Consider the following 7418-nt stretch of genomic DNA (forward strand, 5'->3'; position numbering starts at 1 on the left):
TGATGCGGCTGCCGGGGATGTAGTCGCCGGGGTAGAGGGTCTTGAAGCCGTCGCGGACCTTCTTGACGTAGGCGTTGTCGCGCTTGAGCGGGTCGCTGTAGCGCGGGTCGCGCATCATCTCCAGGAGCTTCTCCTTGGACAGCTCCTCGCCCCAGCCGCGCGCCGAGCCGCGCAGGCCGCTCTCCAGCACCAGGGGCGCGATGCGGGCGAAGGCGCTGATGACCGTGGCCCGGTTGCCCGCGCCGGTCTCGTTCAGGGCCTGGATCAGCTCCTGGCCGCCGATGGCCTCGGCCGCGCGCAGGGCGGAGTCGAGCATGGTCGGCGTGTCGCCCCGGTGCACGGAGCGCAGGGATTCCAGCTCGCTTTCGCGCAGCCTGCGGTCGCCCGCCTCCAGCTCGTGGTGCGCGTCCAGCACCAGGGGCAGGAACCACTGGTAGAGCCCCGAGACCTGGGCCGGGGTCAGCCCCAGCTCGAAGGCCCGGTCGCGGAAGCCCGAGACGAGCTTCTCCTGGACCTCGAACCCCTCGGGCAGGTCGATCTCGGGCAGGGCGTAGCCGCCCGCCTCCTCGGGACGGCCCAGCGCGCCATAGAAGGCGGCCAGCTCGTCGGGGTCGGCGTCCTCGCCCGGCACCCGGACGTAGCCCTCCGGGGCCTTGCCGAGCAGCCGCTGGGCGTGGACCAGGGCCTTCACGGCCTCGTCCTTGGTCTTGTAGGCCTTGAGGCTCGGGTGGTCGCGCAGGGGAATCTCCACGGTCGTGCCGTCCGGCCCGGCCTGGGCCACGGTCCATTCCTCGGGCATGGTCCTGCGCCAGTCCTCCTCGGCCGCCTGTTCCATCTTCTTCTTGTTCGTCACGGTGTTCATCACTTGTCCTCCTTGTGGATGAAGTTGGTTTCGTCGAGCATGTGCTTCATGTGCAGGACCAGGGAGCGACGCCCCTCCTGGAACTGCGTCCGGCCGGACTCGGTGGAGAAGGTGGAGCGCAGGAAGCATCCCCGCGTCTCCAGGTCCTCCATGACCGTGCGGCCGTCCTCGCAGTCGAAGAGCCGCCGATAGGCCCGGTGCAGCTCAAGCGGGTTATCCGTCATGGCGGGCCTCCATGGCGTGTTGCAGGGTTTCGGCCAGGGGAGCGGCCGGGGTCGCCGCCTGGGTTTCGGGCGGCATCCCGGCCGGTTGCGGCCCGGCCCCGGCTTCGGCGTCGGGAGCGCCCGGTCCGGCCAGGGCCGCCGCGCCGCCCGTCAGCATGTCCCACAACTGGGTGAGCACGCTGGGCCGGTCGGTGTAGGACTCGGACAGGGTCTTGGCCAGGGCGGCCATCCCGGCGATGGTCTGGGCCTGCCGGGCCGATTCCCCGGCCTTGGACTTCCGCCCGCGCTCCTGCGCCACCTCGTCCTCGGGCTTGAGGTAGTCCGCCGGGGTGTCGAAGAGCTCGGCCGCGTGGCGGGCCACCCGGTCGGTGCGGAAGTTGTCCATGATCCCGTAGGGGTCGCCCGAGCCCACCAGGGGCGCGAGGTATTCCATGGTCCGGGTCAGGCCCTGGGCCTCGTACTGCTTCTGGGCGCGGGCCATGGGCGAGGTGTAGCGGACCTCGATGTCGTCCGGGGTCAGCCCGTCCGGGAACCGGGGCAGCTCGCCCGCGCGCAGCAGGATGCGGAACACGCGCCGGATGAGCGGGCTCAGGAACTCGGTCTGGAGCCGGCCCAGGACCGGGCCGAGCACGCGCATCTTCTCGCTCTGGCGGATGACCGCCTCGGTGGCCGTGCCCGTGGGGCCCTCGGGCTGGAGCTGGTCCGAGAGGAAGATGCGGCGGATGGACTCGCGCCGCTGCTCCATCATCTTTTCGGTGGCCGCCAGGTCCACGCGCACGGGCAGGGACTCGATGCGGTCCGTGGAGCCCGCCCGGTAGTAGGACAGGCCGCCCGGACCCGAGCGGACCGGGCCGAGGAAGCCGTCGTCCGGCACCATGAGCGGCGGGTCGGCCATCTTCTCGGCCGCCATGAGCGCGGTGCGGGCCATGGCGTTGAGCACGCGGGTGTCGGACAGGGCGGTCTGGCCCGGCCCCCGGCCGTAGATTTCGCCCGCGGCCTTGGCCCAGCGGGGCACCAGGTAGGGCATCTCCAGGTAGCCGGATTCCTCCAGTACGTGCTCGCCGTCCAGCTCCAGGTAGACGCTGCCGAAGGGGAAGTTGGCCGCGCCGAAGCCGAGCGGGTCGCGGTCGGACCGGGGGAAGACCGCGTGCAGGATGCGCACGGGCGTCTCCGGGTTGTCCACGCCCTTCTGCCGGGCGTCGGCCGAGAGGGCGTCGCCCCATTCGCGCAGGGCCTGGCGGGCCGGGAGCTCGTAGCTGCGGTAGACCGTGTCGACCATGCCGCGCGCGGACTCGGCCACGAAGACCTCGCCCAGCGGCCGGGCCGAGAAGCGGACCACGTTCTCCGGGTCCGCCTCCACGTACATCACCGCCGTGCCGAGCAGGGCCACGTCCAGGTACAGCTCGTGCACGTTGGACTGGAACCCGGTGTCCTCGCTGTTGAAGACCGCGATCATCCGCTCCCGCGCCTGTTGGAGGAAGGTGCGGACCTCCTCGGCGTCCCCCACCTCGGGGTTGCGGGCGCGGATGTCGAACCAGACCAGGGACGGGTTGGTCAGCAGCCCGCCCAGGGCCGAGGCCAGCAACTCCAGCGCGTGCATGGGCGCGGAGTCGAAGATGCGCTCGTCCCCGGTCCCGCCGCGCGGCAGCGAGGCCGAGCCGGGCGTGGCGAAGCTGTCCTTGCGGGGCAGCATGTATTCCGCCAGCTCCCGCCACGTCGCCACCCACGGGCGGCGGCGTTCCTCCAGGCCGTGAAACCGGTCGATGAGCGACCGTGCGAGTTCGTCGTCGCGCATGGCTACTCTCCCAGCTTTTGTTTGAGTTTGGCCGAGGCCACGGCCGCGTCCCCGGCGAGCCCGGCGCCGCCGGACGACAGCGTGCTCTCGGACGCCTTGGCCTTGGCCGATTTTTCGGCCGTCCTCGCCTCCAGCACCTTGTCGCGGTCGCGCTTGCGTTCGGCCGCCTCCTCCTGGCGCTGCTGTTCCTCCCTGGCGGCGCGTTCCGCCGCCAGTTCGTCCGCCCCGTCCGAAGACGAGCCGTTTTGCGACCGCAGCATTCCGGCGACGGTGTTCATCGTGCCCATCGCCGCTGTGATAAGACTGACTGGATCTCCACCCATGATGTGAATCCTCCTGTTGGATGTTTTGCCCGAGACCATACCCCCGGTTTTTGGCCCAGGGGAAAAAGGCGAAAATAAACAGGAGAACGGGTAAAAAAGGCATAACTTGGCAGCTTGACAGCCCTCCGGGAAAGGCGGTTTCCGGCGGCTTTTGGGCCCGAAAAAGGAAGGCCCCCGGCAGGTCGCTGCCGGGGGCCTTCGGGCCGGAAGGAAAAAGAGGGCTAGGGGCGGACGAGGTCCACGGTGATGCCCTCGTTGACGTAGTAGAGGAGGGTATGCTTGCGCTGGAGGATTTCCACCAGATCCTCCACGGACCGGTCGCCGGTGCGCTCCAGGCGGATGTAGACGCGGCGATGGCCGGGACAGTTGAGGTCGGTGGCCGCGAATACGCTGGAGTAGCATAGCCCGAGGTCGCGGATGTCGGTGAGCAGCTCGGCCAGGGGGCCGGGCCGGGCCTGGAGGCGGAAGGCGAACTGGGTGCCGGAGCGCATGGGCCCGGCCGCCGCGCAAAGGAAGCGCATGACGTCCGCCTGGGTGATGATGCCGCGCAGCTCGCCGCCGTCCACCACGGGCAAGCCGCCGATCTTGTGCCGGACCAGGAGCTCGGCCACCTCGTTGATGGGCGCGTCCGAGGTGACGGTGATGGGGTCCAGGGTCATGATGTCCCCGGCCGTGAGGGTGTAGAGGCCGCCCTTCTTGCCGTCCACGGCGTCGCCGGGGATGAACTTGGAGGGCATGGCGTCACGGATGTCGCGGTCCGAGACGATGCCCACCAGGTTGCCGTCGTTGTCCACGACGGGGAACTGGCGGATGTTCTTTCCCCGCAGGATTTTTGCCGCATCCAGCACCGAATAGTTGACGCCAAGGGTGATGACGTTGACCGTCATCCAGTCTCTGACCAGCATCGCCCAACCTCCTGCTCGCCGTTCACTCCCGACAATACCGGTCAGTCTGTTGTAGTAACTCTGCGACAAAAAAGCAACGCTACAACGACTCCGCGTAGTTGCGCACCGCGTCGACCAGCCGGGAGAAGCCGTCCCGCAGCCCGGCCAGGTCCGGGCGGACGCGTTCCAGCCCGCCGTGGCGGCAGCGGCGCTCCAGGTCGCGCGCCCGGCGCACCAGGTCCATGGCCAGGACGTGGCTGGCCAGGTTGGTCATGGAGTGGGCGGCCGACGCCACGGCCTCGGCGTCCGCCCCGGCCAGGCCCCTGTCGAGGAGAGCCAGCTTTTCCCTGGCCTCGGCGAGGAACAGGGAGAGGATTTCCCGGAGCAGCTCCGCGTCCCCCCGGTAGCGGGAAGCCAGGGCGTCCAGGTCGTATCCCGGTTCCGCGGCCTCGGCGCCGGGGCCGGGGCCGGGCTCGGCCCGCGCCTCGGCCGTGGCGGGAGCCTCGGGCGGCTCGGGGCGAAGGGGGCGTCCTTCCATGGCCCGGTTCATGGCCTCGGTCAGGGCGTCGAATTCCACGGGCTTGGTCACGTAGCCGTCCATGCCCGCCGCGAGCATGCGGTCGCGGTCGCCCGTCATGGCGTAGGCGGTCAGGGCGATGATCGGGATGGTGGGGTCGAACTCCCGGCCGTCCCCGGCGCGGATGGCGGCCGTGGCCTCCAGGCCGTCCATGCCCGGCATCTGGATGTCCATGAGCACCAGGTCCAGGTCGCGGCCGTGGCGGCGCAGGGCCTCCAGCCCCTCGCGCCCGTTCCCGGCCAGGGTGGTCCGGTGGCCCGAGTCGGTCAGGAAATGGCTCATGAACCGCTGGTTGAGGGGGCTGTCCTCGACCAGCAGGACGCGCAGGGGCCGGGCCGGCGTTGTCCCGGCCCGTTGGGGGGATGTTTCGCGGCGGCCGAGCGGCTTGTCGAAGCAGGCGGTGAAGGTGAAGGCGCTGCCTTTGCCGAGCTCGCTTTCCACGCTGATCTTGCCGTCCATGAGGGTGACCAGCTCCCGGCAGATGGCCAGGCCGAGGCCCGTGCCCTGATGCCGCTTGCGCGCCGAACAGTCGCCCTGGATGAAAGCGTCGAAGATGGAGGCCTGGACGTCGGGCGGGATGCCCTCCCCGGTGTCCTCCACCGTGAAGGCGAGGCAGACGCGGTCCGGCGCGGCCCGGCACGGGGCCACGGCCACCCGGACGTGGCCGCCGGACGTGAATTTCAGGGCGTTGCCCACCAGGTTGCGGACCACCTGGGCCAGCCGGTGGGCGTCGCCGCTGACGAGCTCGTCCACGCCGTCAGCGATCTCCAGGCCGAAGGCCAGGCCCCGTTGCCGCGCCTCGGCCGCAAAGGGAGCCAGGGTGCGGTCCAGCATGGTCCGCAGCTCGAAGTCCGAGGGCACGAGCTCCAGGCGGCTGGCCTCGATGCGCGAGAGGTCGAGGACGTCGTTGACGATGTCGAGCAGGGCGCGGGCGGCCTCGCGGATCATGTCCACGTGCTCGCGCAGGTCGGCGGGCAGCTCCCGGTCCGCCAACATGCCGGTCAGGCCCAGGATGCCGCCGATGGGCGTGCGCACCTCGTGGCTCATGTTGGCCAGGAACCGGCTCTTGGCCCGGCTCGCCTCCTCGGCCCTGCGGTTGGCGTCCTTGAGCTCCCGCTCCATGCGGTGGCGCAGGATGGCCGAGCCGAGGATGTCCGCCATCATGGTCATGGCCTCGATCTCGGCGGGCAGCCAGTCCCGCTCGGCCCGGTGCTCGGAGAGGCCGATGAGCCCCCACCATTCGCCGCCCGCGAAGATCGGGATGAGCATCAGCGAGCGGACCCCGGTCCGGGCCAGGAAGGCCCGCTCCTCGGCGTGCAGGTCGCGGGCGTGGCAGGCCACCACCTTGCGGTCGAGCATCAGGGGCAGCAGCCGCTTGTAGAGCACGGCGGCGGGCTCCACCCGGATGCCTGGCCGGTCCCTGAGCAGGGGGATGCCGGGCATGGCCCACTCGCCGAGGATGCCCTCCGGGTCCACGCCCGGCCGGGGAGGCAGCATTCGGAAGACGTAGGCGCGGGAGACGCCCATGGCCTGGCCCAGGTCTGCCAGCCAGCCGTCCATGCCCGTTTCCCAGTCCGCCTCGCGGAGGAACCCGGCGGCGCAGGAACCCACCACCTGGAGCACGGCGTCGCGCCGGAACAGGACGTCCTCGAACTCGCGCTCCGGGGTGACGTCGCGCAGCATTCCGTAGGCCCCGGCCACCTCGCCGCCCGGCCCGTGGTCCACGCGCCGATGCAGGTGCAGGTGGCGGACCTGGCCGTCGTCCAGAACCACGCGGTATTCGAAATCCAGGGGCCAGCCCTGGCGGAAGGTGGCCCGGTTGGCCTGCTCGAAAATCTCCACGTCGTCCGGGTGGACCCAGCGGCGGATGCTTTCGAACGATTCCGTGAGCCCTCCTTCCGCGTCCCCCATGATGCGCCGCGCCCCGCGCGACCATGTGGTCCGGCCCCGGTCGTCCACCGCCCAGGAGCCCAGCCATGCGGTCTCCTCCACCCAGTCGAACAGGGCCCGGCCCCGCTCCAGTTCCCGCTCCAGGCCGCGCTGGCGGGCCAGGTGGCGGAGGGAGCGGTCCAGGTCCTCCGGCGCGGCCGCCGGGAGGGCGTAGGCATCGAAGGCGCCGGCCTCCAGGGCCGTGCGCACCCCTTCCGCGCCGGGCGGCAGGACCACGGCCTCCACCCCGTGCTCGGCCCGGATGCGCTCCAGGGCCCGCGGCCAGGTCCCGTCCCCGGCGTCCGGGGCCAGGACCACCACGTCCGCCGGCCGCCGCTCCAGGCGGCGCACCCCGCGCGAGACCGCGCCGTAGCGGGCCGCCTCGCACTCGCGCCCGCCGAGCAGGTCCGCCATCCGTTTCCGGTCCACCGATTTTCCGAGCAAGAGCAGTATGCGCAAGGACGTCCCCCTTCGGACAAGCCGCAGTGTTTGGGACCAGCATTACCCTTCCCCGCGCGTCAGGACAACCATGTTAGAGCGGGTGCGGGGCCGGTCCCGAACCTTGCCGCCCGGCCATTTCACACCACAATTGTCTGGAAAGACGGGCGGTTTCAGGGAAGCGCCCTTGCATTATCCCGGCCTCGGGTTTACATTGATAGAGCGCGGGTTTCCCGCCGACAATTCCCTCCGAGGTGGCGACCCATGAATTTCCTGCCTGACAACAGCATCGTGACCCTGATTTCGGGCGCGACCCTGGCCGTGAAGCTGGTGATGCTCTTCCTGGGCTGCATGTCCCTGTGGAGCTGGACCATCATCTTCTACAA

6 protein-coding genes are annotated in these 7418 nt (G+C 70.4%); all 6 read right to left on the reverse strand.

Annotation, left to right across the window (positions count from 1 at the left end; translation table 11 throughout):
• On the reverse strand, positions 1-862 hold an 862-nt coding region (locus PHP91_RS16605; protein WP_300143372.1), incomplete at its 3' end, for a hypothetical protein.
• Positions 862-1086 (reverse strand): hypothetical protein, encoded by a 225-nt coding sequence (locus PHP91_RS16610; RefSeq protein WP_300143375.1) that lies wholly within the window; start codon positions 1084-1086, stop codon positions 862-864. The genes PHP91_RS16610 and PHP91_RS16605, both read right to left, overlap by 1 nt.
• The gene (locus tag PHP91_RS16615; protein ID WP_300143378.1) at positions 1076-2881 is read right to left on the reverse strand and encodes a portal protein; all 1806 of its coding nucleotides are present in this window, start codon (positions 2879-2881) and stop codon (positions 1076-1078) included. The genes PHP91_RS16610 and PHP91_RS16615 overlap by 11 nt, the downstream gene beginning before the upstream one ends.
• A gap of 2 nt (positions 2882-2883) precedes the next feature.
• Complete coding sequence (locus PHP91_RS16620; RefSeq protein ID WP_300143381.1) at positions 2884-3159, reverse strand: hypothetical protein; 276 nt, start codon at positions 3157-3159, stop codon at positions 2884-2886.
• A gap of 266 nt (positions 3160-3425) precedes the next feature.
• The gene (locus PHP91_RS16625; protein ID WP_300143383.1) at positions 3426-4109 is read right to left on the reverse strand and encodes a CBS and ACT domain-containing protein; all 684 of its coding nucleotides are present in this window, start codon (positions 4107-4109) and stop codon (positions 3426-3428) included.
• 79 nt (positions 4110-4188) lie between these two features.
• Positions 4189-7053 carry an ATP-binding protein gene (locus tag PHP91_RS16630; protein WP_300143386.1) on the reverse strand — a complete coding sequence of 955 codons (2865 nt, stop codon included), beginning with the start codon at positions 7051-7053 and terminating at the stop codon, positions 4189-4191.
• Between the last annotated feature and the right edge of the window lie 365 nt (positions 7054-7418).

The organism is Pseudodesulfovibrio sp., assembly GCF_028692895.1.
Taxonomy (GTDB): domain Bacteria; phylum Desulfobacterota; class Desulfovibrionia; order Desulfovibrionales; family Desulfovibrionaceae; genus Pseudodesulfovibrio.

Bases quoted from the DNA above. Each gene is read 5' to 3' on its own strand.
- PHP91_RS16610 (WP_300143375.1), bottom strand. From the start codon at position 1,086: ATGACGGATAACCCGCTTGAGCTGCACCGGGCCTATCGGCGGCTCTTC.
- PHP91_RS16615 (WP_300143378.1), bottom strand. From the start codon at position 2,881: ATGCGCGACGACGAACTCGCACGGTCGCTCATCGACCGGTTTCACGGC.
- PHP91_RS16620 (WP_300143381.1), bottom strand. From the start codon at position 3,159: ATGAACACCGTCGCCGGAATGCTGCGGTCGCAAAACGGCTCGTCTTCG.
- PHP91_RS16625 (WP_300143383.1), bottom strand. From the start codon at position 4,109: ATGCTGGTCAGAGACTGGATGACGGTCAACGTCATCACCCTTGGCGTC.